Source organism: uncultured Castellaniella sp. (assembly GCF_937988725.1).
In the GTDB taxonomy this organism is placed as follows: domain Bacteria; phylum Pseudomonadota; class Gammaproteobacteria; order Burkholderiales; family Burkholderiaceae_B; genus Castellaniella.
In genome coordinates, this window is record NZ_CALKHS010000003.1 from 147608 (window position 1) to 170788 (window position 23181).

The window sequence follows — 23181 nt, forward strand, 5'->3', positions numbered from 1 at the left end:
GTCAAAGGGGGGCGGGCGCGCCGAGCCGGGGGTGGAAGTCCCCGACCCGCGCCGTATCCGCCAGGCTCCAGACCCGGTCGATCAGCGCATCCAGGTCCGCGTCGCTGGCCACATCATGATAACGCCCCAGGCGGCGGACTTTGTCCTCGATCTCGGAGCGGCTCAAGGTGTTGTCCGGATCGCCCTTGGGGGTGTCGATGCGGCCGTGCAGGGTCTGGCCTTCGCGCGTCATGACGGTCACCTTGCCGAGCCAGCGCCGCGGGTAGGCGCCGTCCACTTCGGGATCCAGCCGCATGGTCACGCGGGACCGGAAAGCGGCGATGTCGGGATCGGCGGGGGCGTCGTCGAATTCCTGCAGGCCGGCCTTCCGGTGCTTGGCGATCAGGCCCAGCACCGTGCCCATGGAAAACTTCGATTGGTGCACCGTCGTCGGGTTCACGACCGGCCCCAGGACGTCGATGGCGCCCTGATGGACGTGCGCGGTCACCTGGGCGATGTCGGCGATGTCCAGATCGTGCGCCTGCACGACGGACAGCAGCGCGTCGGCCGCCGGATGGGTGTGGCGGCAGGATGCGTGATATTTGAAGGACGTTTCCAGCAGCGCCCAGCGCGAGCCCAGGCCGTCGGTCAGGCGGGCCGGATCCGCATCGCTGGACATGCCGGCGGCCATTCCCTGGGGGCCTTCCAGGATGCGGCTCGCGCCGGTGAAGCCTTGCGCGGCCAGCCAGGCGGCCATCAGGCCGTTGGCGGCGGCGCGGGCCGTGTGCAGTTGCTTGGAATCCGCGCCGTCGCGCAGGAATTCCCACAGGCCCCCCGCCTGGGTGCCGGCCGAACCCAGGGCGTGCAGCATCCGGGCGGCGTCCAGTCCCAGCAGCTTGCCGGCGGCCATGGCGGCCGCCGGCGCCCCGGCCGTGCCGGTCGTGTGGAAGATCGTGTAGTGGCTGCGGCCCAGGAATTCGCCGATGCGGATGCCGGCCTCGTAGCCGGCCACGATGGCCGTCAGCAGCTCGCGGCCCGAGGCCCCGCGGGCCTGCGCCATGGCCAGGGCGGGCGGCATGACGACCGCCCCCGGGTGGAAGACGGACCCGTTGTGGACGTCGTCCTGTTCGACCATGTGGGCCGCGGCGGCGTTGCTCATGGCGGCGAAGACCGGGCTGGTGCCGCTGCGGGTGACCAGGTTCTCCGACGGCCCCTGCTGCGGCCCCATGGCCTGCCCGTACTGGGCGATGGCCCGGACGGCGCGCCCGCCCGACCCGGCCAGCATGGAGCCCAGGCAGTCCAGCAGCAGGTCTTCGGCCCGCCGCAGCACGGGGGCCGGGATCTGCTCGTAACGGAGATCCGCCAGGAAGCGGGTCAGTGTGGCGCTGGGATGGGACATGATGTTCCTGTCATGAAAAGTCGGGTGAAGCCGGCGTTGCCGCGAGGCGCGCCGGAGCGCCCCCCGCGAAGGCGTATGGAGCGACTTTGCTTGATCGGGAATTTTTTGCCTATTATTGTTTGCTGAAGACTGGCTTCATCAAACCATAAGGGATCGGCATTCCATGGCGACACGGTTCGACCTCACCGACATGCAGCTCATGGTCAACGTGGCCGGCGCCCAGAGCCTGACCAAGGGCGCGGAGCGCACGTTCCTGTCGCTGCCCGCGGCCAGCAACCGGGTCAAGAGCCTCGAAGAGGCGCTGGGCACGGACCTCTTGTATCGCGGCAGCCAGGGGGTGACCCTGACGCCCTCGGGCGAGGTGTTCGTCAAGCACGCCCGCACGGTGCTGCGCCAGCTGGAACATCTGCGCGGCGAGATCCAGGAATACGCCAAGGGCATCAAGGGCCGGGTCCGGGTCTATGCCAACACCACGGCCATGAATGAATTCATCCCCGCCGTGCTGGGCCGCTATCTGGTCAGCCATCCGGACGTCAATGTCGAACTGCGCGAGCGGCTCAGCTACCAGGTCGTCAAGGCCGTGGCCGACGGCGTGGCGGACATCGGCATCACGGCCCAGGGCAACGGCGGGGCGGGGGTCCGCTACCTGCCGTATCGCAGCGACCGGCTGGTGCTGGTCACGTATCCGGACCATCCCCTGGCCGGGCAGGCCGCCTGCGCGTTCGAGCAGACGCTGGGCGACGATTTCATCAGCCTGTTCGAATCCAGCGCCATCCATTCCTTTCTGCTCAAGGCCGCCGAGGACCTGGGCCGCATCCTGAAATTCCGGGTCGAGGTCGGCAATTTCGAGGCCGTGTGCCGCCTGATCGCGGCGCGGGTGGGCATCGGCGTGATCCCCCAGTCCGCCGCCTTGCGCTATGCGCAGACCCTGCCGATCCGCATCGTCGCGCTGACGGATGACTGGTCGCTGCGCAAGCTGCACATCTGCTGGCGCGAGGCGGGGGAATTGCCGGTCTTTGCGCGGGAACTGGTGGATCTGCTGGTCAGCGACGCGCGGGACGACGCGCCCGCCTGATCTCCAAAAGGCCTGGTTTGGCAAAACAAAATTGCCTGTCCGGACCGATTCCTGCATCCTGCCTTCTCTTCTTCACCATAGGGGCTGTGCATGTTCGACGCTGCGGGACACCATCAGGACATTCGCGATGCGATTCGCGATCTGTGCGCGCAATTCGGCGACGAATATTTCCGGCGAGTGGACGAACAGCGCGGCTATCCGGCGGAATTCGTCGACGCGCTGACCCAGGCCGGCTGGCTGGCGGCCCTGATTCCGGAAGAGTACGGCGGCTCCGGCCTGGGGCTGACCGAGGCTTCCGTGATCATGGAGGAGATCAACCGGGCGGGCGGCAATTCGGGCGCCTGCCACGGGCAGATGTACAACATGGGCACGATCCTGCGGCATGGCTCCGAGGCGCAAAAGCGGCAGTGGCTGCCCAAGATCGCCAGCGGCGAACTGCGCCTGCAGTCCATGGCCGTCACGGAACCGACCACGGGCACGGACACCACAAAGATCAAGACGACGGCCGTGAAGAAGGACGGCCGCTATGTGGTCAACGGGCAGAAGGTCTGGATTTCCCGGGTGCAGCATTCCGACCTGATGGTCCTGCTGGCCCGCACCACGCCGCTGGATCAGGTCCGCAAGAAATCGGAAGGCATGTCGATCTTCATGGTGGACCTGAAGTCCGCCATCGGCCATGGCCTGACCGTGCGGCCGATCCTGAACATGGTCAATCACGAGACCAATGAGCTGTTCTTCGAAGACCTGGAAATCCCGGAGGAAAACCTGATCGGCCAGGAAGGCAAGGGCTTCAAGTACATCCTGGACGGCCTGAACGCCGAACGCACGCTGATCGCCGCCGAGTGCATCGGCGACGGCTACTGGTTCGTGGACCGGGCGAAGAAGTACGTCAGCGAGCGCATCGTGTTCGGCCGCCCCATCGGCCAGAACCAGGGGGTGCAGTTTCCCATCGCGAAGGCCTTCGTCAACGTGGAGGCCGCCAGCCTGATGCGCTACCAGGCCTGCGCCCTGTTCGATGCCCATCAGGATTGCGGCGCCCAGGCCAACATGGCCAAGATGCTGGCGGCTGACGCATCCTGGGAAGCCGCCAACGCCTGCCTGCAGGCCCACGGCGGATTCGGCTTCGCCTGCGAATACGACATCGAGCGCAAGTTCCGCGAAACCCGCCTGTACCAGGTGGCGCCGATTTCCACCAACCTGATCCTGTCGTACGTCGGCCAGCACGTGCTGGGCATGCCGCGTTCGTTCTGAAGAGGTCATCATGCTGCCCTTGCAGGACATCACGGTCATCACCCTGGAACATGCCATCGCCGCGCCTTTCTGCACGCGCCAGCTGGCGGACCTGGGCGCCCGGGTCATCAAGATCGAGCGGCCCGGCGTGGGGGATTTCGCGCGCGGCTACGACGAACGGGTGCGCGGCCTGTCGTCGCACTTCGTCTGGGTGAACCGGTCCAAGGAAAGCCTGGCGCTGGACGTCAAGCAGCCGGCGTCGGCGGACGTCATCGAGCGTCTGCTGGAGAAGGCCGACGTGCTGGTGCAGAACCTGGCGCCGGGCGCCGCCGCGCGCCTGGGCCTGTCCTTCGAGGCCCTGCACGAGCGCTTTCCCCGCCTGATCGTGTGCGATATTTCGGGCTACGGCAATGACGGTCCGTACCGCGACAAGAAGGCCTACGATCTGCTGATCCAGAGCGAATCCGGCTTCCTGTCGGTCACGGGCTCGGCGGACGAACCCGCCAAGGCGGGCTGTTCCATCGCCGACATCGCCGCCGGCATGTATGCCTACACCAACATCCTGGCGGCGCTGATCGAGCGCGGCAAGACGGGGACGGGGCGCCATATCGACGTGTCCATGCTGGAGAGCATGGCCGAATGGATGTCCTACCCGATGTATTACGGCTTCGACGGCGCCCCGCCGCCGGCCCGCAGCGGGGCCTCGCATGCCACGATCTATCCCTATGGCCCCTTCACGGCAGGGGATGGCAAGACCGTGATGCTGGGGCTGCAGAACGAGCGGGAATGGCAGGTCTTCTGCGACAAGGTCCTGCGGCAGCCGGACCTGGCCGTCGACCCGCGCTTTTCAAGCAATTCCCGGCGCTCGGCCGCCCGCGCCGAATTGCGCGCCCTGATCCTGGACGTCTTCGCCGCGCTCAGCATCGATCAGGTCATCGCCCGCCTGGACGAGGCCCGGATCGCCAATGCGCAGATGAACGACATGGCCGATCTGTGGGCGCATCCGCAGCTTCGGGCGCGGGGGCGGTGGACGACGGTCGACAGTCCGGCGGGCGCGCTGCCCGCGCTGTTGCCGCCCGGCGTCGGCGACCCCGCAGAAACCCGGATGGGCGCAATCCCGGCCTTGGGCGAACATACCCGGGCCATCCTGCAGGAATTGGGCTTCTCGGACGACACGCTCTGAGCGCCCGATGATCCACCGGGTCCTTGCCTCACCGGACCCTCACACAGAGCCTGGCAGCTGGAACGATCAGCTGGCTGACCCGGGCCGATACATCACCTTCAAGGAGACAAATCCATGCAATCCCGCACACTCACCCGCCTGGCGCTGGCCCTGGGCATCACGCTGTCCGCCAGCCTGGCGGCCACGGCCGTCCAGGCCGCGCCCATCGTCATCAAGTTCAGCCACGTGGTGGCGGCGACCGCTCCCAAGGGGCAGGGCGCGCTGAAGTTCAAGGAACTGGCCGAGGCCGCCCTGCCGGGCAAGGTCGAAGTCCAGGTCTTCCCGAATTCGCAATTGTTCGGCGACGGCAAGGAAATGGAGGCCCTGCTGCTGGGCGACGTGCAGCTCATCGCGCCGTCGCTGTCCAAGTTCGACCGCTACACCAAGAAGCTGCAGATCTTCGACCTGCCGTTCCTGTTCGACGACATGGACGCCGTGGACCGTTTCCAGGCCAGCCAGGCGGGCCAGAGCCTGCTGAATTCCATGACGTCCAAGGGCATCAAGGGCCTGGCGTACTGGCACAACGGCATGAAGCAGCTGTCCACCAACAAGAGCAAGCTGACGCGTCCGGAAGACATCAAGGGCCTGAAGTTCCGCATCCAGGCGTCCGACGTGCTGGAGGCCCAGTTCCGCCAGTTGGGCGCCAACCCGCAGAAGCTGGCTTTCTCCGAGGTCTATCAGGCCTTGCAGACCGGCGTGGTGGACGGCCAGGAAAACACCTGGTCCAACATCTACACCCAGAAGCTGCATGAGGTGCAGAAGACCATCGCCGTCACCAACCATGGCGACATCGATTACATGGTGATCGCCAACGCCGGCTGGTGGGACGGCCTGCCCAAGGACGTGCAGGCGGGCCTGAGCAAGGCCATGGCGGGCGCCACCGAATACGCCAACAAGCTGGCGGCCGACATCAATGAACGCGATCGCCAGCGGATCGCCGATGCGGGCGCCGCGAAGATCCAGACCCTGTCCAAGGAAGACGTCGCTGCCTGGCGCACGGCCATGCAGCCCGTCTGGAAGAAGTTCGAAGCTCAGATCGGCAAGGACCTGATCGAGGCCGCCCAGGCGTCCAACAAGAGCTGAACCCTGTCGCAGCGGCCCGCCCGGGGCCCTCCGGGCGGGCCGCATTCTTTTGGAGCATCAATGATGGATTTTTCGTCCTGGATCGGCCGCACCGAGACCTGCGATGACACGCTGGATCCGATCCATGCGCAGCGCGTGGCGCTGAGCCTGGACGACCCCTTGGATTCACGCCGCGATCTGCCCTTGCTGTGGCACTGGGCGTTCTTCGTCCACGGCGAGCCCTACGCCAGCCTGGGGCGCGATGGCCATCCCCAGAAGGATGCCTTTCTGCCGCCGGTGGGCAGCCGCAACCGCATGTGGGCCGGCGGGCGCCTTCAGTTTCACGCGCCGCTGGTCGTGGGGCGGCCCGCCCGGAGAGTCTCCAGGATTGCGAACATCGTCGAAAAGACGGGGCGCACCGGCCTGCTGCAGTTCATGACGGTCGAGCATCACTATACCCAGGACGGGGCGCTGTGCATCGCGGAGGAGCAGGACATCGTCTACCGCGAACCGGCCCCCCCCGTGCTGCAGGGCGCCAAGCCCGCGCCGCAGGCGCAATGGACGCAGGCCGTGACGCCCGACTCCACCCGGCTGTTCCGTTATTCCGCCGTCACCTTCAATGGCCATCGCATCCATTACGACGACCGCTACGTGCGCGAGGTCGAAGGCTATCCCGGCCTGGTGGTGCATGGTCCCATGATCGCCACGCTGATGGTGCAGGCGTTCACCCGGGCCCACCCCGATCTGGCCGTGCGGTCCCTGGCCTATCGGGGCCTGCGCCCGCTGATTTCGCCGCGCGCCTTCCAGGTGGGCGGCCGCCTGCAGGACGGACAGGCCGCGCAGCTGTGGGCGGAACAGGACGGCATGCTGGCGCACCAGGCGGACATCACCTTCGCCCGGAGCTGATCGAGGTCTTCAGGAGGGCGTGGGGGTGTTCACCCCCATTTTCGTTCCGCCACGTGCTGGTGCAGATAGTGCACGAAGGCCTCGGCCGCCGGCGGCAGGCTGGCGTGCTGGCGGCTGTAGATGAAGAACTTCCGGCGGACCTGGGGATCGTGCAGCGGCCGCGCCCGCAGGCCGTAGAGGTCCACCAGGCGCTGCGCGTAGGGCAGGCAGGCGGTCACGCCCAGGCCGGCGTTGACCATGCTCAGGGCGGTGCTCATGAAGGTGACTTCGTGGCTGGGGCGCACGATCTGCGCGGGCGACAGCTGGTGGAGGTCCATGGCCAGCTGATCCGTGAACTGCCCGTGCAGCGCGATCAGCGGATGGCGCATCAGGTCCGTCCAGCCGACCCGCTTCAGGGATTCCAGCGGGTGGCCGGCGGGAAACACGGCCATGAAGGGCAGGTCGAACAGCGGATCGGCCGCGATGTCGGACAGGCCCTCGCGATAGGGGCCGATGCTGATGTCGACTTCGCCGCGCATCGCCTGGGTGATGGCGTTTTCCACGGCGCAGTCCAGCAGGTGGACCTGGATGTGGGGGTGCGCCTGGCGAAAGCCGGCGATGACTTCCGGGATCAGCGTGCTGGACATGAGCTGGGGGGCGGCGATCCGGACGATGCCGCGGCGCAGGCGCTTGAGATTGTCGATGTTGTCCAGCGCGCCGTCCAGGTCGCGGAGCACGCGCGTGGCGACGGAATGGAACTCGCGCCCGACCTCCGAGAGCTGGATGCGCCGCGTGCTGCGGTCCACCAGGCGCACGCCCAGCTGGGATTCCAGTTCCTTGATCAGGCCGCTGAGAGCCGACTGGGTGATGTGCAAGGATTCGGCCGCCCGTGTGAAACCTCCGGTGCGGGCCAGCGCCGCGAAGGCGCGCAACTGGCGAAGCGTGACTTCCATCGGAAAATCCTATGAATCAATGAATAAAAACTGTTTGTATGATAGCTGGAAACTCCGTCTAATGGAGCATCCAAGAACAAGGATGCGCGGGCATCGCCCGGCAGGCATCCACACCCGGACCGGAGACAGCCATGACGTCCCTTACCTCGCGCGGTGAACGCCGATGATGAGCCATACCGCCCGCCTGGTCGCCCGGGCTTTCGAAATCCTGATCGTCGCCTGCCTGGCGATCATGGGCATCCTGGTCTTCGGCAATGTCGTGCTGCGCTACGCCTTCAATTCCGGCATCGCCATTTCGGAAGAACTTTCGCGCCTGCTGTTCGTCTGGCTGATCTTCATGGGCGCGGTCCTGGCCTCGGCGCGGCGCATCCACATCGGATTCGACACGCTGCAGCGGGCCGTCGGGCCCCGCGCGCGCCGGATGCTGGTGGTCTTCACCGGCGTGCTGATCCTGGCCGGCTGCGGGATCTTCATCGTCGGCGGCTGGCGCCAGACCTTGATCAACCTGGGCAACTCCTACCCGGTGCTGGGCATTTCCTACGCCTGGCTGTACGGGGCCGCGCTGGTGTTCGGGGTGGCGTTGATCTTTCCGGTGTGCAACAACATCCGACGGGCGCTGGCGGGCATCGACGACGGCCTGACCGAGGACCTGGCTGACCGCATCGAAGTCCAGGCGGAACGCATCGAAGACGAAGCCGCCGCGAAGAAGGGGAATGATCAATGACCGCCTTCGTCTTCATCGGCACCTTGCTGGGCCTGATCGCGCTGGGCCTGCCGATCGCCTTCGCCCTGATGTTCTCCGGGGTGGCGCTGATGCTGCTGATCGGGCAGTTCGACGCCCAGATCGTGGTGCAGAACGCCGTCTCCGGAGCGGACAATTTCGTGCTGATGGCCGTGCCGTTCTTCATCCTGGCGGGCGAATTCATGAACGCGGGCGGGCTGTCCAGGCGCATCGTCGACATGGCCAGCGCCTTCGTCGGCCATTTGCGCGGCGGCCTGGGCTATGTGGCGATCTGCGCCGGCATCCTGCTCGCCAGCCTGTCGGGGTCCGCGGTGGCGGACACGGCGGCGCTGGCGGCCATCCTGGTGCCCATGATGCGCCAGGCCGGCTACGACCCCGCGCGCGCCTGCGGCCTGATGGCCGCCAGCGGCATCATCGCGCCGGTCATCCCGCCGTCGATCGGCTTCCTGATCTTCGGCGTGGTGGCCAATATCTCCATCACCCGCCTGTTCCTGGCCGGCATCGTGCCCGGCGTCCTGATGGGGCTGTTCCTGACCGTGGCCTGGTGGTTCGTCGCCCGGCGGCAGAAGGCGGCGCTGACGCCCCGGGTGCCCTGGGGGCGGCGGCTGCGCCTGCTGGGGCAGGGCGGCTGGGCGCTGATGCTGCCGGTCATCATCATCGGCGGCCTGCGTTTCGGCATCTTCACCCCGACCGAATCCGCCGTGGTGGCGGCCGCCTACGCGCTGTTCGTCGGCGTCGCGGTGTACCGGGAACTCGACTGGCGCAAGGTCTACGAATGCCTGCTGTCCACGGCGCAGACGACGTCGGTCGTGCTGCTGCTGGCCGCGCTGGCGATGGTCGCGTCCTACATGATCACCATCACCGACATTTCCGGCCAGGTGGGCGGCTGGCTGTCCTCGCTGTCGGACCATCCGCTGGTCCTGGTCGCGGCCATGATGGTGGTGGTGTTCTTCGCCGGGATGGTGCTGGACTTCATCCCCATCGTGCTGATCTTCACGCCGGTGTTCATGCCGATCATCCAGGCGGCGGACATCGATCCCGTCTATTTCGGCGTGATCTTCATCATGAACTGCTCGATCGGCATGATCACCCCGCCCGTGGGCGTGGTGCTGAACGTCGTCAGCTCCGTGGGCAAGGTGTCCATGGCCCAGGCCACGCGCGGCATCGCCCCGTTCCTGATCGCCCTGGTCTCGCTGCTGCTCGCCCTGATCCTGTTCCCCGAACTGGTGACCGTGCCCGCCCAATGGTGGCGCTAGCGCCCGGCGCCCCGTCCGATTCCACCCAAGGAGACATTCCATGAAAATCCGCACCACTCTGCTTGTCGGCCTGCTGGCCGCGACGCTGTCCGGCTCCGCCTGGGCGGCCGTCAACGCGAAGTTCGCCGTCACCCTGCCGGAAAAATCCCACCAGGGCCAGGGCGTGGCGAAGTTCGTCGAACTGGTCAAGGCCAAGAGCCATGGCGAGATCAACATCAAGCCCTACTACAGCGGCGCGCTGGGCAACGACGTGCAGGTGACCTCCGCCCTGCAGGGCGGCACGATCGAATTCACCGTGCCCCAGACCACCACCCTGACGGGCATGGTCAAGGCCTATGAAATCCTGGATTTCCCTTTCCTGTTCAAGAACAGCGAACAGGCGGAAAAAGTGCTGGACGGCCCGGTGGGCGAGAAGCTGCTGGAAACCCTGCCGGCGCATGGCCTGGTGGGTCTGGCGTATTGGGAGAACGGCTTTTTCAACGCCACCAACAGCAAGCACCCGATCGCCAAGGTCGAGGATTTCGAGGGCCTGAAGTTCCGTTCGATCCAGGCGAAGATCACCCAGGAGACCATCAAGGCCCTGGGCGCCAATCCGGTGCCGCTGGCCGTGCCCGAACTCTACACGGCGCTGGAAACCCGCACCATCGATGGCCAGGGCACGCCCAACGCCGTGATCGCCGCGCTCAAGCTCTATGAAGTGCAGAAATACCTGTCCATCACGCGCCATAGCTACGGCGCCTTCATCCCGCTGGTGTCCAAGGCCTTCTGGGACAAGCTCACGCCGGACCAGCAGAAGATCCTGAAGGATTCGGCCATCGAAGCCCGCGCCTATCAGCGCCAGGTGGCGCGCGCCCAGGCGCAGTCCGCCAAGGAAACCATGGCCAAGCACGGCATGGAGATCAACGAGGTCAGCGATGCCGAGCACGACCGCATGCGCGAACGCGTCCAGCCGGTGTGGAAGATGTTCATCCCCAGCGTGGGCCAGGATCTGTTCGACCAGGTTCAGGCCGAACTGAAGTAAGTCAGCCTTTGCGCGGGGCCGCGGCCCCGCGCCCCGGGCGCGCTTCGGCGGCCCGGACAACCGGAGTTCCCATGAAGCTTGCCACCTTGAAAAACGAGTCGCGCGACGGCTGCCTGGTCGTCGTGTCCCGGGATCTGACGCAATGCGTCGCCGTGCCTGAGATCGCGCCCACCCTGCAGGCGGCGCTGGACGACTGGGATGCCTGCCTGCCGGCCTTGCGCGCCGCCTATGATCGGGTCAATTCGGGTCAGGATGGCGCAGCCCGCCCCTTCGATCAGGCGGCCTGCCATTCGCCGCTGCCGCGCGCCTACCAGTGGGCGGACGGCTCGGCCTACCTGAACCACGTGGAACTCGTGCGCCGCGCCCGCAACAGCCAGGTGCCGGAATCCTTCTTCACCGATCCGCTGATGTACCAGGGCGGTTCGGACAGTTTCATCGGGCCGCGCGACCCCATCGTCGCGGACACGGAGGACTGGGGCATCGACATGGAGGCCGAGGTCGCCGTCGTCACGGGCGACGTGCCCATGGGCGCGCGCCCGGCGGACGCCGGCGGCGCGATCCGCCTGCTGATGCTGGTCAATGACGTGTCCCTGCGCGGCCTGATTCCGGGAGAACTGGCCAAGGGCTTCGGCTTCTTCCAGTCCAAGCCGTCCAGCGCCTTTTCCCCGGTCGCCGTCACGCCCGACGAACTGGGATCGGCCTGGCGCGACGGCAAGGTCCACCTGCCGCTGCGGGTCGAACTGAACGGCGAGCCCTTCGGCTGCCCGAACGCCGGCCGGGACATGACCTTCGATTTCCCGCAGCTGGTGGCGCATGCCGCCCGCACGCGTCCGCTGTCGGCCGGGACCATCATCGGTTCGGGCACGGTGTCCAACAAGCAGGGCGGGCTGCACGGCTCCAGCATCCGCAACGGCGGCGTGGGCTACTGCTGCATCGCCGAGGTCCGCATGTACGAGACCATCGAAGGCGGCGCGCCGGCCACGCCCTTCATGCGTTTCGGCGACCGGGTGCGCATCCACATGAGCGACGCCGCGGGCGAGGACATCTTCGGCGTCATCGAGCAGACGGTCGAACGCCGCGCGGGGGCCTGAGCGATGCTGGAACTCTATTCCTATTTCCGCAGTTCGGCGGCCTACCGCGTCCGGATCGCGCTGGGCCTGAAGGGCCTGGACTACCGGGTCATCCCGGTGCACCTGCTGCGCCATGGCGGCGAGCAATTCGGGGACGACTACCAGAGCCGCAATCCGGAAGGCCTGGTGCCGGCGCTGGACGAGGACGGCCGGATCCTGACCCAGTCCCTGGCGATCATGGAATACCTGGACGAGACGCACGGCCCCGCCACCCTGCTGCCGGTCGACGCGCCGGGCCGCGCCCGGGTGCGCGCCCTGGCGCTGCACGTCGCCTGCGACATCCACCCCCTGAACAATCTGCGCGTCCTGCGCTGGCTGTCGCGCGAACTGAAGATCGAACAATCCGCCCGCGACGACTGGTACCGGCATTGGGTGGAACTGGGCTTCCGGGCCCTGGAGGCGCAGCTGCGGTCGCCCGCGACGGGGCGCTGCTGCCATGGCGACGAGCCGGGCCTGGCCGACTGCTGCCTGGTGCCCCAGGTCTACAACGCGCGCCGCTATGATGTGGATCTGTCGGCCTTTCCGACGATCGCGCGGATCGCGGCGCATTGCGAGTCGCTGCCCGCCTTCCAGGCGGCGCATCCGGACGCGCAGCCGGATGCGGAGTGACGGCGCGCCGGGCGGATCGGCAGTCGCCGATCGCGGCCCGGCGGATCCGGCGCGCGTGACGCTGCCGCCGGCCGTGTTTTTCGGGAGATCATCATGAGCACGACACCCTCCTTGGAATATCAGAGCGGATTCGGCAACGAGTTCGCCACCGAGGCCCTGCCCGGCGCGCTGCCGGTCGGGCGCAATTCCCCCCAGCGAGCCCCTTACGGCCTGTATGCCGAACAGCTGTCGGGCACGGCGTTCACGGCGCCGCGCCATGCCAATCGGCGATCCTGGCTGTATCGCATCCGGCCGGCGGCCACGCATGGGCCGTTCGAGCCGTCCTCCGCGGGGGCGCGCTGGCTGAGCCGCTACGATGAAGTTCCCACGCCGCCGGACCCGATGCGCTGGGATCCCCTGCCGCTGCCGGGCGACGACGCGGCCACGGATTTCGTGGACGGCATGGTGACCATGGGCGGCAACGTCGGCTGCGGCATCCATCTGTACACCGCCAACCGTTCGATGCGGGACCGCTATTTCTACGATGCCGACGGCGAACTGCTGATCGTGCCGCAGCAAGGTCGCCTGGAACTGGCGACCGAACTGGGCGTGCTGCTGGTCGAGCCCCAGGAAATCGCGGTCGTTCCGCGTGGCGTGCGCTTCCAGGTCCGCCTGCCCGACGGCGTGGCGCGCGGCTACGTGTGCGAGAATCCGGGCGCGCACCTGCGGCTGCCCGATCTGGGCGTGATCGGCTCGAACGGCCTGGCCAACCCGCGCGACTTCCTGGCGCCCGTGGCCGCCTACGAAGACCTCGATGGCGATTTCGAATTGCTGGCGAAATTCCAGGGCCGCTTCTGGAGCGCCCGCATGGACCATTCACCCCTGGACGTGGTGGCCTGGCATGGCAACGACACGCCGTACAAATACGATCTGCGCCGCTTCAACGCGATCGGCTCAATCACCCACGACCACCCGGATCCGTCGATCTTCCTGGTGCTGCATGCGCCCAGCGCCGTGCCGGGCGTGGACACCATCGACTTCGTCGCCTTCGCGCCGCGCATCCTGGCGATGCGGGACACCTTCCGGCCGCCCTGGTTCCACCGCAACCTGGCGGGCGAATTCATGGGCCTGGTGCATGGCCGCTACGACGCCAAGGCCGAAGGCTTCCAGCCCGGCGGCGCGTCGCTGCACAACACCATGACCGGTCATGGTCCGGACGCCGAGACCTTCGCCAAGGCCAGCGCGGCGGATACGTCCAAGCCGGACTACGTCGCCGACACCATGGCGTTTATGTTCGAGACGCCGGTGACGATCCAGGCCACCCGCCAGGCCCTGGAATCGCCGCAGCGGCAGCGGGAATACTACCGCTGCTGGCAGGGCCTGACGAAGCGCTTCGATCCGGCGAAGCGATAAACGTTCAACGCCGGAACCTTGCCGGGCGGGATGCCCGCCCGGCGTTGCGCGCCCGATTCACTCCTTCCACGAATCCACATACCCCGGCACCTTCACACCCTCGGGCAGCGTGTCCAGTTCCAGCGGATAGCGTGAATCGATCATCACCGCGACCTCGTCGGTGTACTTGCGCTCGCCCTTGTTGTTGGCCGCCGCGGCCGCGAAGGCCTTGGGGTGCGGGCCGTGATGGAAGCCCGACGGGTGCAGCGTGAACATGCCCGGCTTGATGTTGTCGCGGCTGAAGAAATTGCCCTGGTGGTAGAAGATCGACTCGTCGAATTCGTCGTTGTTGTGATAGAAGGGCACCTTCAGCGCGCCAGGGTCGCTTTCGATGGGGCGCGGAGCGAAAGTGCAGACGATGATGGTGTTCGACAGAAAGGTCGCGTGCACCGTCGGCGGCAGATGGTAGCGGTCCGACAGCAGTTCGCGGATGTCGCGCCAGTTCAGTTTCACCGGCACGCAGTCGCCGTGCCAGCCGGCCGTGTCCAGGAAGTTGTAGGGGAAGGTCACCGTCGTGACCTGCTGGCGGCGCTTGGCCCGCACGCGGGTTTCATGTTCGCCGTACTGGGCCTTGTAGGCCTCGTCGATCTTCGGCGTGTCCAGCACGGCCAGGTCGAATTGCGCGTGGCGGCCGGTGATGCCGCGTTCCGGCAGCTGGAACAGGTCCTCCGTGGCCTCGATGGTCAGGACCTCGTTGCGCACCGATGTTTCCAGGCGCCAGGTCGTGCCGCGCGGGATGTTTATGTAGTCGCCCTCGCGGTAGCTCATGTGGCCGTAGTCGCAGAAGAACTCGCCTTCGCCCCGGTGGAAGAACAGAATCATGTCGCCGTCGCCGTTGCGCGCCAGGTCCGGCATGGACACGTCGAACTTCCAGAAGCAGACCTGGGTCTGACCGTTGTGCATGAAGCGCCGTGCCTTCCAGGGGCAGGGGGCGCTGTCGTCCAGGCGATTCAGGTCCAGCAGGCTGAGTTCCAGCGGACCTTCCCACTTCGTCCAGCCGGTGGGCTTGTGAGTGTGCAGGATGTGGCTGGCCGGGCCGAAGAAGCCGTTGCGGCCGTGTTCCCGTTCGTACAGGCCGTCGGGAATGTCGCAGTGGGCCTGGCGGGTGTAGATGCCTTCGGCCTTGGGGAAAGTGATGGGGTTTTTCATGGATGTCTCTGTGAGGTTGTTATGAAATAATTAACAGTGTTATCATATAAACAGCACTGATAATCTAAGGCATGCTCCGTCCGTGCGTCCAACAGTTTTTGCCCATGAATGGATCGGCCCCGCTTCTGCACGGGGCGGCCGGTGTGTCATTTCGGCACCCGTGGCGCTGGCTGTTGCGATGGGCGACATGCGGCAGCCGCATCGAAGGACGAAGACGCGCCATGACCTCCGCTGAAAACGATATGCCCCCCGGAATGGCGGGATCCGCGCCGCGAGCCGGCGCATGGCCCGGGGACATCCAGGGCATCCAGTCGGTGGAACTGGGGCTGGACCTGTTTCGCCTGCTGGCGGGCGCAGGCGCGCCGTGCGGCCTGTCGGACCTGGCCCGGCAGGCCGGAATGCACCGGGCCAAGGCCTATCGCTATCTGGTCAGCCTGGCGCGCGCCGGCTGGGTCAGCCAGGATGCGCGCACGGGGCGGTACGACGTCGGCCCGGCGGTGCGCGATCTGGCCCTGTCCTGGCTGGCGCGCCAGGATCCCTTGCGGCTGGCCGGGGAAGAAGCCCGCGCGCTGGCGCAGACGCTGGGGGAAACCTGCTTTGTCGCAGTAAACGGGCAGGGCGGGGTGACGGCCGTCCGGGTCTGCCTGCCCGGCCAGGGGGTCTCCGTCGGGGTCTCCGAGGGCGCTCTCTTCGATCTGGAGTCCTCGGCCACGGGGCGCATCTTCGCCGCCTGGCAGGATCCTCCGTCGCGGCGGCTCGCTCCCGCGGTCCGCCGCGATATCCGGTCCAGCGGCCTGGCGATGGTGGAAGGTGAACACGTCCCGGGCATCAACGCCCTCAGCGTGCCGGTGCTCGATGCGCAGGGCCGGCTGCTGCTGGCCCTGACCCTGGTGGGGCACGCCGGGTCCTTGCGGGCCGACCCGGACAGCCCGGCCGCCCGGGCGCTGCGGGCGGCCGGGCGCCGGGTCTCGGCGGCGGTGGGGGGATAAAAAAGGCCGGCCGCGGAAGCGGCCGGCCCGATCGATGCCAGCGGGTTTGCGGTCAGTCGATCAGCTTCCAGTCGCCATTGTGAATTTCGAGCATGCGGAACGCGCTCAGGTCCAGGCCCATGTGGTCGGCGGCGGACATGTTCACCACGCCGCCCGTGCCGACGTAGCCTTTGGTCTGTTCGATGGCGTCGCGCACCTTGGCCTTGTCGGTGCCGCCGGCCCGCTTGACTGCGTCGACATAGAGCATCAGGCCGTCGTAGGCATGGCCGCCGAAGGTCGAGACCTCGGCTTTCCAGCGCTCCTGGAAGGCCTTGGCGTAGGCGGAGACCACCGGCTTCTGCGGGTCGCTGTCGGGCAGCTTGTCGGCGACCACCAGGGCGGCGCAGGGCAGGCGGACCCCTTCGGCCGCATCGCGGGCGAGCTTGATGAACTCGTTCGAGCATACGCCGTGCGCATGATAGAGCGGCAGCTTGACGCCCAACTGCTTGTAGTTGCGGGTGACCAGCGCCGGGCCCTGGCCCAGCCCGAAGACCAGCACGGCCTGCACGTCGGGCATGTTCTTGATTTTGGTCAGCTGCGGACTCATGTCGGTGTCCTTGGGGCCGTAGGTCTCGTTGGCCACGATCTGGATGCCGTAGTTGGGCGCGACCAGTTCAGATTCCTTCTTGCCGGATTGGCCGAAACCGCTGGTTTCACTGACCAGGGCGATCTTCGTGAAACCGCGCTTTTTCATGTCCTCGAACACCTTTTCGGCGGCCATGCGGTCCGTGTGCGGAGTCTTGAACAGCCACTTCTTCACCGGGTCGATGATCACGACCGCGCCCGCCAGGGAGATGAAGGGGATCCCGGTCTTCTCGGCCAGCGGATCCATGGACATGGTGGAGCCTGTCGTGGTGCCGCCGATGATGACGTCCACCTGGTCGTCGTAGATCAGGCGCTTGGCGAAACCGTTGGCCTTGTTGGCATCGCTGCCGTCGTCATAGTGCACGAGCTGCAGCTGCCGGCCCAGGACGCCGCCCGTCTTGTTGATGGAATCGACGTACATTTCCAGAGTCTTGACTTCCGGGTCGCCCAGGAATGCGGCGGGGCCGGTGGCCGACAGAACGGAGCCGATCTTGATCGGATCGGCGGCTTGCGCGGCGAGCGTGAAAGCGGCCAGCGCGCAGCCGGTCATCAAGCGCCAGGTCGGTGATTTCATGGTGTGTCTCCTTGGGTGGTTTTTTGATGATCGCGGGTGATGCGCTCATTCCTGTTTCGGCCGCTCGTCGAACACGCGGCGGGCCTTGCCGGTCTGCGTGCGCGGCAATTCGCCGTAGTGCATGACGGTGACCCGGGTCGAAATGCCGATATTGGTCTTGATGTGGTGCTGCAGCTGACGGGCCGACTGGTCGATGGACTCGGTCGTGGCGCCGTTGGCTTCGTGCTGCAGCTCGCAGCGGACCTCGACCTGGTCCAGATGATTGATGCGCGAGACGACGATCTGGTAAGTGCCATTGAAGATCGGATTGCGCAGGATCTGTTCCTCGATCTGGGTGGGGAACACATTGACGCCCCTGATGATCAGCATGTCGTCGGTGCGGCCGGTGATGCGGCCCATGCGGCGGAAGCTGCGGGCGGTCGGAGGGAGCAGCCGGGTACGGTCCCGGGTGCGGTAGCGGATGATGGGCAAGGCTTCCTTGGTGAGCGAGGTGAAGACCAGTTCGCCTTCTTCGCCATCGGGCACCGGCTCGTCGGTGGCCGGGTCGATGATCTCCGGGTAGAAATGATCTTCCCAGATGACCGGGCCATCCTTGGATTCGATGCATTCGGAGGCGACCCCCGGACCCATGACTTCGGACAGACCGTAGATGTCCACCGCGTCCAATCCCAGTTTGCGCTCGATTTCCGAGCGCATGCCCTCGCCCCAGGGTTCCGCGCCGAAGATGCCGACCTTCAGCGATATGTCGTCGGGCGCGATCCGCTGACGGTCGAATTCCTCCGCGATGACCAGGGAGTAGGAGGGCGTCACCATGATGATGTCGGGCCTCAGGTCCATGATCAGCTGGACCTGTTTTTCCGTCTGGCCGCCGGACATGGGAATGACGGTGCAGCCGGCGCGTTCCGCGCCGTAGTGGGCGCCCAGCCCGCCGGTGAACAGGCCGTAGCCGTAGGCCACGTGGACGGTGTCGCCCGCTCGCCCTCCCGCCGCCCGGATGGAGCGGGCCACCAGTTCCGCCCAGGTGTCGATGTCTTTCAGGGTGTAGCCGACGACCGTCGGCTTGCCTGTCGTCCCGGAGGATGCGTGCAGGCGGGCCAGGCGTTCCCGAGGCACGGCGAACATGCCGAAGGGGTAGTTGCGCCGCAGGTCTTCCTTGGTCGTGCAGGGGAACTTGCGGATGTCCTCCAGACGTTGCAGGTCGTCGGGGCGGACTCCGCGCGCGTCGAAGGCGTGCCGGTAGTGGGGGACGTTGTCGTAGGCATTGCGCAGAGTCTGTCGCAGGCGTTCGAGCTGCAGCGCGGTGATTTCGTCGCGGCTGGCGGTTTCGATGGGCTCCAGATCCCCGGGGCGGGCGGTCTTGACGGGCATGGCGGTTGTCTCCTTGTCTTATGGTGTTGGTTCGCGGGCGGACTCAGTCCGCAGGCAGGGCGTCGGTCACCAGGCCCTGGATCCGGTGCGATTTGCCCCGGAACAGCGCGACGTCGCGACCCGCCGTCAGATTGTGGACCGTGATGTCATAGACCCCGGTGCGACCGCCCTGGGTCCGGGCTTCAGCGCGCGCCTGCAGACGATCGCCTTCGCGGGCGGGCGCCAGGAAATCGATGTGGCAGGCCGAGGCCACCGTGTTGTGGTTGTCGCTGTTGCAGGCATACGCGAAGGCGGTGTCGGCCAGCGTGAAGATCATGCCGCCGTGGCAGATGCCATGGCCATTGAGCATGTCCCCGCGCACGGTCATCGATAGCCGGGCGCTGCCTGGCGCGATGGAGTCCAACCGCATGTCCAGCGACTGCGCGGCGTGGTCGCGGGACCACATGGCGGCAGCCACGGTTTCGGCCAGAGTCTGAGGGGCGAGGGCTTCATGCGTCATGGAGAGGGTTTCCCGTGTGGATGTCGGATTGCCGGGCGCGTTGAGGACTGTGGCGCGGCGCGATTGGGTTTCATTGCCCGGTGAATCGGGCCGGCCGTTTTTCCAGGAAGGCGGCGACGCCTTCCGCATAATCGGCGCGCCAGCCGAGTTCGCGCATGATGCCGGCTTCCATCGAGAGTTGCTGTTCCAGCGTGTGGGAAGAGGCGGCCTGCATGGCCTGGCGCGTACGCACCAGGGCGCGGGTCGGCGCCTGGGCCAGCTGCGCGGCCAGTCGGTTGATTTCCGCCTCGAAGGCATCGTCGGCGACGCACGACCAGATCAGGCCCCAATCGGCCGCCTGGCGCGCAGGCAGCCGTTCGGCCAGCAGAGCCAGGCCCATGGCGCGCGCCATGCCGATGCGCTGGGGCAACAGCCAGGTGCCTCCCGTGTCCGGGATCAGGCCGATCTTGCTGAAAGCCTGCAGGAAGGAGGCGGATTCCGAAGCGACGACCAGATCGCAGGCCAGCGCGATGGAGGCTCCCGCCCCGGCGGCGATTCCGTTGACGGCCGCCAGTGTCGGCACCCGCAGGTTCTGCAGCGCCAGGATCAGCGGCTTGTAGAAGCCTTCGACGGTGGCGCCCAGATCGGGAGCCTGACCGGAGCCGATCTGCATGGCGCGGTCGCCCAGATCCTGGCCCGCGCAAAAACCGCGGCCGGCGCCGGAGAGGACCAGCGCGCGGACTGCGCTGTTCTCCTGGACCCTGCCCAGCGCATCGCGGACCTCGAGATGCATGGCCTCGGTGAAGCTGTTGAGCTTGTCGGGCCGTGACAGGATCAGGCGGGCGACGCCTTGTTCGATGGAAAAACGGATGTTCTGGTAAGTCACGCCGGGCCTCCGCGGGTGAGTGGGAACGGCTTCAGATATGGGCGCGGCGCTGCACGACCCGAAACCGGTTGGCCACGAAGGCCGAATCGGCGTAGGAGGCGTTGGCTGCCGGATTGCCGCCCGTTCCGTGGAAGTCGGAGAACGCCGCGGACTGATTCACGAACACGCCTCCCGTCAGATTGAAGGACAGTGCGACCTTGGCCCGCCAGGAAACCTGGATGGCGGCGTCCTGCACGGTATCGCGAGTGGTGTACACCGCGAGCGTCAGCGCGCCGTGGCGGCGCGTCAGGCTTTCCACCAGCGTCAAGGCGGCCGCCGTGTCGGCCGCGCGCACCAGGAAGCTGATGGGGCCGAACTGTTCCTGGGCGTAGTGTGCGGCGGCCCGAGCGTCGCAGGCCAGCAGAGCCGGCGTGCGGGCGCGCGCCTGCGGGAATTCGTCGTAGTGCAGCGCGCGGGGCGCCAGCACGACCCGGCCCATGTCGCCACTGGCTGCCTGGTCGATGCGTTTCAGCGTGGCATCGGACTGGATGGCTCCCAGGACGGCCTGGGCGGTTTCCGGTTTCTCCAGGAGGCGCTCGATCGCCTGCGCCAGGTCCTGGCCGACCTGTTCGAAGGTCTTGTGGCCGTCGTCGGTGTCGATGCCTTGCTCCGGGATCACGATGGCCTGGGATGTGGTGCACATCTGTCCCGAATAGAGCGACAGGGTGAAGGCCAGGTTGCGCAGCATGCCCGCGTAGTCGTCCGTGGAATCGATCACGATGCTGTTGACTCCGGCGAGTTCCGCATAGACCTGGGCCTGGCGGCAGTGATCCAGCAGCCATTGGCCGAAGGCGCTGCCCCCCGTGTAGTCGATCGAATGGACATCGGGGTGAGTGTAGAGTCCGTGGGCGGCTTCGTGGTCGGGCGGCAGGCACAGGGTGACCAGATTCGGGTCCAGACCGTTTTCAGCCAGCACGGCGCGGATCGTGCGGACGGTGATGGCGGCGGGCAGGACGACGCTGCCGTGCGGCTTCAGGATGACGGGGTTGCCGGTCGCCAAGGCGGCGAACAGCCCCGGGTAGGTGTTCCAGGTAGGAAAGGTGGCGCAGCCGATGACCACGCCGACGCCCCTGCCGACGATCTCGTAGTGCTTGCGCATGGTCAGGGCCGGATGCTTGCCTTGCGGCTTTTCCCAGACGGCTTCCGGCGGAATGAAAGACATTTCGCGCCAGGCGTAGGCCACGGCTTCCAGGCCCCGGTCCTGAGCATGGGGGCCGCCCGCCTGAAAGGCCATCATCCAGCCTTGGCCGCTGGTCATCATGACGGCGTGAGCGATCTCGAAGCTCTGGCGGTTCAGCCGCATCAGGATTTCCAGGCAGACGCCGACCCGGCCTTCGGCGCCCAGCGCCTGCCAGGCGGGCATCGCTGACAGGGCCGCTTGCACCAGCGCCTGAGGATCGGACTGGGGGTAGCGGATGCCCAAGGGGCGGCCGTACGGCGAGCTTTCCCCGTCGTGCCATCCGATCTGGCCCGGCTGATCGAGTTCGAAGGGTTTGTTCAGGTGGGCTTCAAAAGCGGCGCGGCCGGCTTCCGGGGCGCCTTCGCCGTAGGCCTTGGGGCTGGGGGATTCGGCGAAGGCCGACCAATAGCCGCGCGTGGCGATGGTCTCGAGCGCGTGTTCGAGCAGAGGGCGGTGTTGATCCAGCAAGGGGTGCGACATGGAAGTCTCCGGTACCGGCCATTGGATGGCGCTTCTTGTAGAAATACGAAAAATCAATAATTGATGTGGATTAATGTATCACTTTTGATTAGAAATTTTTCAAGTAGCTTTCATTTATCGGTTTTTGTGATGGACTCATCAATTAATTCAATACCCTGTGAAATCAATGATTTCACAGGGTATTTGATAGCAATTCGTTCCCTATGACCTTTCTGTCGAGGAAAACCCTAGGATTAAAGCGATACAAATAATTTGACAGAAGTGATGTTAAGGTAACATTATGAGCTCATGCCCGATCGAAAGCGGGCAAAAAGGACCCGATACCTGTCCGCCACCCCTTGTACCCGCCATCCAAAGGAGCCTTTTCATGTCCAGCAAAGAACGCTTTTCGGACAAGATGGAATTTCCGCCCGAAATCGAACAGCCCAACGTCTATCCCCTGTCCTGGCATCGCAAGACCCAGAAGCTGCAAGAAGTCTGGGAAGCTTCGCTCAGGGAATATTGGGAGCCCGAGAAACTGCCCTGGGACACGCTCGACGTTGAAAGCTATTCCTGGGAAGAACGCGAATGCATCGCCTATTGGTGGACGCTGCTGTCGGTGTTCGACGCGTCCGCGCCCCCGGTGTTCGCCGAGGCCCTGATCAAGACCTATGAAGTCCACGAGGAAGACCCGGTGCGCAAGTGCTTCTTCTCGGTCGCCAGCGACGAGCAGAATCACGAGATCATGTGCGGGCTGTCGATCACCAAGCTTCTGGATCACCCGGACCCACTGACGTACGAGCCCAAGACCGACATCGGCCGCCGCCTGCAGAAAAACGCCAAGTGGCTGTACTTCAACGGCGCGCGCTATTGGAACGGCTACAAGAACGCCGTGCCCAAATACGATCTGGCTGTGTTGTTCAGTTCCTTCCTGATGGGCGAGATCGCGGCCGCCACCATCTTCAAGCAGATGTACGAGAATTCGCGCGAACCGGTCTTCAAGGAAGCCTTCAAGAACATCGGCCGGGACGAAGGTCGTCACATGGCGATCTGCATGGCCGTGATGGAACGCGACTACCCGGGCCTGAGCGAGGAGCACAAGTCCGTCGTCACCAAGCAGATCCGGGCCGGTTACCTGTTTCTGTCCGCCGTCCTGTTCGAGCCGCCGATGGAGTTCTGGGATCTGCCGGAGGACTTCATCGCCACCCAGCGGGAAGCGGAAGCCATCGCCCGCGATGCCGGTTTCGGCATTCCCACCTACGAGGCCAAGCTCGAGAACTGGAAGAACGCCATGCTCAATCTCAAGGGCGTCCTGGACCGCTACGGCATTCCGTTCCCGGCCATCCCGGAAGTCGGCATCACGGGCCATGAAGTTTCGGACATTGAAATGCAGGACATCATTCCCGTGTTCTGACCGCTTGGGGAAGGGCGTCGCGCCCTT

Annotated in this window: 21 protein-coding genes; 13 read left to right on the plus strand and 8 right to left on the minus strand. The window is 66.1% G+C overall.

Annotation, left to right across the window (positions count from 1 at the left end):
- Position 1: 1 nt before the first annotated feature.
- The gene (locus Q0263_RS02120) at positions 2-1378 is read right to left on the minus strand and encodes an MmgE/PrpD family protein (RefSeq protein WP_298012889.1); all 1377 of its coding nucleotides are present in this window, start codon (positions 1376-1378) and stop codon (positions 2-4) included.
- A 163-nt stretch (positions 1379-1541) separates the two neighbouring features.
- On the opposite strand from Q0263_RS02120, the gene Q0263_RS02125 reads away from it, so the two are divergent.
- From Q0263_RS02125 to Q0263_RS02145, 5 genes are all read left to right on the plus strand, one after another.
- Entirely contained in the window at positions 1542-2453 is a 912-nt protein-coding gene (locus tag Q0263_RS02125; RefSeq protein ID WP_298012891.1) for a LysR substrate-binding domain-containing protein, read from the plus strand.
- A gap of 90 nt (positions 2454-2543) precedes the next feature.
- Positions 2544-3704, plus strand: a complete 1161-nt coding sequence (locus tag Q0263_RS02130) for an acyl-CoA dehydrogenase family protein (protein ID WP_298012893.1) — start codon at positions 2544-2546, stop codon at positions 3702-3704.
- A 10-nt stretch (positions 3705-3714) separates the two neighbouring features.
- Positions 3715-4866 (plus strand): CaiB/BaiF CoA-transferase family protein, encoded by a 1152-nt coding sequence (locus tag Q0263_RS02135; RefSeq protein WP_298012895.1) that lies wholly within the window; start codon positions 3715-3717, stop codon positions 4864-4866.
- A 114-nt stretch (positions 4867-4980) separates the two neighbouring features.
- Positions 4981-5988, plus strand: a complete 1008-nt coding sequence (locus tag Q0263_RS02140) for a TRAP transporter substrate-binding protein (RefSeq protein WP_298012897.1) — start codon at positions 4981-4983, stop codon at positions 5986-5988.
- A gap of 60 nt (positions 5989-6048) precedes the next feature.
- Positions 6049-6873 (plus strand): MaoC family dehydratase N-terminal domain-containing protein, encoded by an 825-nt coding sequence (locus Q0263_RS02145; protein WP_298012899.1) that lies wholly within the window; start codon positions 6049-6051, stop codon positions 6871-6873.
- Positions 6874-6902: 29 nt separating this feature from the next.
- On the opposite strand, the gene Q0263_RS02150 is transcribed toward Q0263_RS02145, so the two are convergent.
- The gene (locus Q0263_RS02150) at positions 6903-7805 is read right to left on the minus strand and encodes a LysR family transcriptional regulator (RefSeq protein ID WP_298012901.1); all 903 of its coding nucleotides are present in this window, start codon (positions 7803-7805) and stop codon (positions 6903-6905) included.
- A gap of 163 nt (positions 7806-7968) precedes the next feature.
- On the opposite strand from Q0263_RS02150, the gene Q0263_RS02155 reads away from it, so the two are divergent.
- The 6 genes from Q0263_RS02155 (at position 7969) to hmgA (ending at position 13955) form a co-directional block, all read left to right on the plus strand.
- A complete protein-coding gene (locus Q0263_RS02155; RefSeq protein ID WP_298012903.1) occupies positions 7969-8529 on the plus strand; it encodes a TRAP transporter small permease in 561 nt (186 codons plus the stop codon).
- The gene (locus tag Q0263_RS02160) at positions 8526-9803 is read left to right on the plus strand and encodes a TRAP transporter large permease subunit (protein WP_298012905.1); all 1278 of its coding nucleotides are present in this window, start codon (positions 8526-8528) and stop codon (positions 9801-9803) included. The genes Q0263_RS02155 and Q0263_RS02160 overlap by 4 nt, the downstream gene beginning before the upstream one ends.
- Before the next feature lie 40 nt (positions 9804-9843).
- The gene (locus tag Q0263_RS02165; protein ID WP_298012907.1) at positions 9844-10824 is read left to right on the plus strand and encodes a TRAP transporter substrate-binding protein; all 981 of its coding nucleotides are present in this window, start codon (positions 9844-9846) and stop codon (positions 10822-10824) included.
- A gap of 71 nt (positions 10825-10895) precedes the next feature.
- Positions 10896-11915: a fumarylacetoacetate hydrolase family protein gene (locus Q0263_RS02170; RefSeq protein WP_298012909.1), complete on the plus strand. Its 1020-nt coding sequence runs from the start codon at positions 10896-10898 to the stop codon at positions 11913-11915.
- A gap of 6 nt (positions 11916-11921) precedes the next feature.
- On the plus strand, positions 11922-12563 hold the full coding sequence (gene maiA / locus Q0263_RS02175; RefSeq protein WP_298013376.1) for a maleylacetoacetate isomerase: 642 nt from the start codon (positions 11922-11924) through the stop codon (positions 12561-12563).
- A 93-nt stretch (positions 12564-12656) separates the two neighbouring features.
- Positions 12657-13955, plus strand: a complete 1299-nt coding sequence (hmgA, locus tag Q0263_RS02180) for a homogentisate 1,2-dioxygenase (protein WP_298012912.1) — start codon at positions 12657-12659, stop codon at positions 13953-13955.
- Between the two features lie 57 nt (positions 13956-14012).
- Here hmgA and Q0263_RS02185 read toward each other — a convergent pair whose 3' ends face one another.
- Positions 14013-15143, minus strand: a complete 1131-nt coding sequence (locus tag Q0263_RS02185; protein WP_298012913.1) for a homogentisate 1,2-dioxygenase — start codon at positions 15141-15143, stop codon at positions 14013-14015.
- A 221-nt stretch (positions 15144-15364) separates the two neighbouring features.
- On the opposite strand from Q0263_RS02185, the gene Q0263_RS02190 reads away from it, so the two are divergent.
- Positions 15365-16132 carry an IclR family transcriptional regulator gene (locus Q0263_RS02190; RefSeq protein WP_298012915.1) on the plus strand — a complete coding sequence of 256 codons (768 nt, stop codon included), beginning with the start codon at positions 15365-15367 and terminating at the stop codon, positions 16130-16132.
- A gap of 52 nt (positions 16133-16184) precedes the next feature.
- On the opposite strand, the gene Q0263_RS02195 is transcribed toward Q0263_RS02190, so the two are convergent.
- The 5 genes from Q0263_RS02195 to paaN form a co-directional block, all read right to left on the minus strand.
- Complete coding sequence (locus Q0263_RS02195) at positions 16185-17306, minus strand: ABC transporter substrate-binding protein (protein WP_366140674.1); 1122 nt, start codon at positions 17304-17306, stop codon at positions 16185-16187.
- A 69-nt stretch (positions 17307-17375) separates the two neighbouring features.
- On the minus strand, positions 17376-18698 hold the full coding sequence (gene paaK, locus Q0263_RS02200; protein WP_298012918.1) for a phenylacetate--CoA ligase PaaK: 1323 nt from the start codon (positions 18696-18698) through the stop codon (positions 17376-17378).
- Between the two features lie 43 nt (positions 18699-18741).
- Positions 18742-19197 (minus strand): hydroxyphenylacetyl-CoA thioesterase PaaI, encoded by a 456-nt coding sequence (gene paaI / locus Q0263_RS02205; RefSeq protein WP_298012920.1) that lies wholly within the window; start codon positions 19195-19197, stop codon positions 18742-18744.
- A 70-nt stretch (positions 19198-19267) separates the two neighbouring features.
- Positions 19268-20062, minus strand: coding sequence for a 2-(1,2-epoxy-1,2-dihydrophenyl)acetyl-CoA isomerase PaaG (gene paaG, locus Q0263_RS02210; protein WP_298012922.1), 795 nt, complete (start codon positions 20060-20062; stop codon positions 19268-19270).
- A gap of 31 nt (positions 20063-20093) precedes the next feature.
- A complete protein-coding gene (gene paaN, locus Q0263_RS02215; protein ID WP_298012924.1) occupies positions 20094-21761 on the minus strand; it encodes a phenylacetic acid degradation protein PaaN in 1668 nt (555 codons plus the stop codon).
- A gap of 367 nt (positions 21762-22128) precedes the next feature.
- Between paaN and Q0263_RS02220 the strand changes: the two genes are divergently transcribed.
- Positions 22129-23154, plus strand: a complete 1026-nt coding sequence (locus Q0263_RS02220) for a hypothetical protein (protein ID WP_298012926.1) — start codon at positions 22129-22131, stop codon at positions 23152-23154.
- Positions 23155-23181: the final 27 nt, after the last annotated feature.

Coding starts and splice junctions, on each gene's coding strand:
- Q0263_RS02120 (WP_298012889.1), bottom strand. CDS start 1,378: ATGTCCCATCCCAGCGCCACACTGACCCGCTTCCTGGCGGATCTCCGT.
- Q0263_RS02125 (WP_298012891.1), top strand. CDS start 1,542: ATGGCGACACGGTTCGACCTCACCGACATGCAGCTCATGGTCAACGTG.
- Q0263_RS02130 (WP_298012893.1), top strand. CDS start 2,544: ATGTTCGACGCTGCGGGACACCATCAGGACATTCGCGATGCGATTCGC.
- Q0263_RS02135 (WP_298012895.1), top strand. CDS start 3,715: ATGCTGCCCTTGCAGGACATCACGGTCATCACCCTGGAACATGCCATC.
- Q0263_RS02140 (WP_298012897.1), top strand. CDS start 4,981: ATGCAATCCCGCACACTCACCCGCCTGGCGCTGGCCCTGGGCATCACG.
- Q0263_RS02145 (WP_298012899.1), top strand. CDS start 6,049: ATGATGGATTTTTCGTCCTGGATCGGCCGCACCGAGACCTGCGATGAC.
- Q0263_RS02150 (WP_298012901.1), bottom strand. CDS start 7,805: ATGGAAGTCACGCTTCGCCAGTTGCGCGCCTTCGCGGCGCTGGCCCGC.
- Q0263_RS02155 (WP_298012903.1), top strand. CDS start 7,969: ATGATGAGCCATACCGCCCGCCTGGTCGCCCGGGCTTTCGAAATCCTG.
- Q0263_RS02160 (WP_298012905.1), top strand. CDS start 8,526: ATGACCGCCTTCGTCTTCATCGGCACCTTGCTGGGCCTGATCGCGCTG.
- Q0263_RS02165 (WP_298012907.1), top strand. CDS start 9,844: ATGAAAATCCGCACCACTCTGCTTGTCGGCCTGCTGGCCGCGACGCTG.
- Q0263_RS02170 (WP_298012909.1), top strand. CDS start 10,896: ATGAAGCTTGCCACCTTGAAAAACGAGTCGCGCGACGGCTGCCTGGTC.
- hmgA (WP_298012912.1), top strand. CDS start 12,657: ATGAGCACGACACCCTCCTTGGAATATCAGAGCGGATTCGGCAACGAG.
- Q0263_RS02185 (WP_298012913.1), bottom strand. CDS start 15,143: ATGAAAAACCCCATCACTTTCCCCAAGGCCGAAGGCATCTACACCCGC.
- Q0263_RS02190 (WP_298012915.1), top strand. CDS start 15,365: ATGACCTCCGCTGAAAACGATATGCCCCCCGGAATGGCGGGATCCGCG.
- Q0263_RS02195 (WP_366140674.1), bottom strand. CDS start 17,306: ATGACCGGCTGCGCGCTGGCCGCTTTCACGCTCGCCGCGCAAGCCGCC.
- paaK (WP_298012918.1), bottom strand. CDS start 18,698: ATGCCCGTCAAGACCGCCCGCCCCGGGGATCTGGAGCCCATCGAAACC.
- paaI (WP_298012920.1), bottom strand. CDS start 19,197: ATGACGCATGAAGCCCTCGCCCCTCAGACTCTGGCCGAAACCGTGGCT.
- paaN (WP_298012924.1), bottom strand. CDS start 21,761: ATGTCGCACCCCTTGCTGGATCAACACCGCCCTCTGCTCGAACACGCG.
- Q0263_RS02220 (WP_298012926.1), top strand. CDS start 22,129: ATGTCCAGCAAAGAACGCTTTTCGGACAAGATGGAATTTCCGCCCGAA.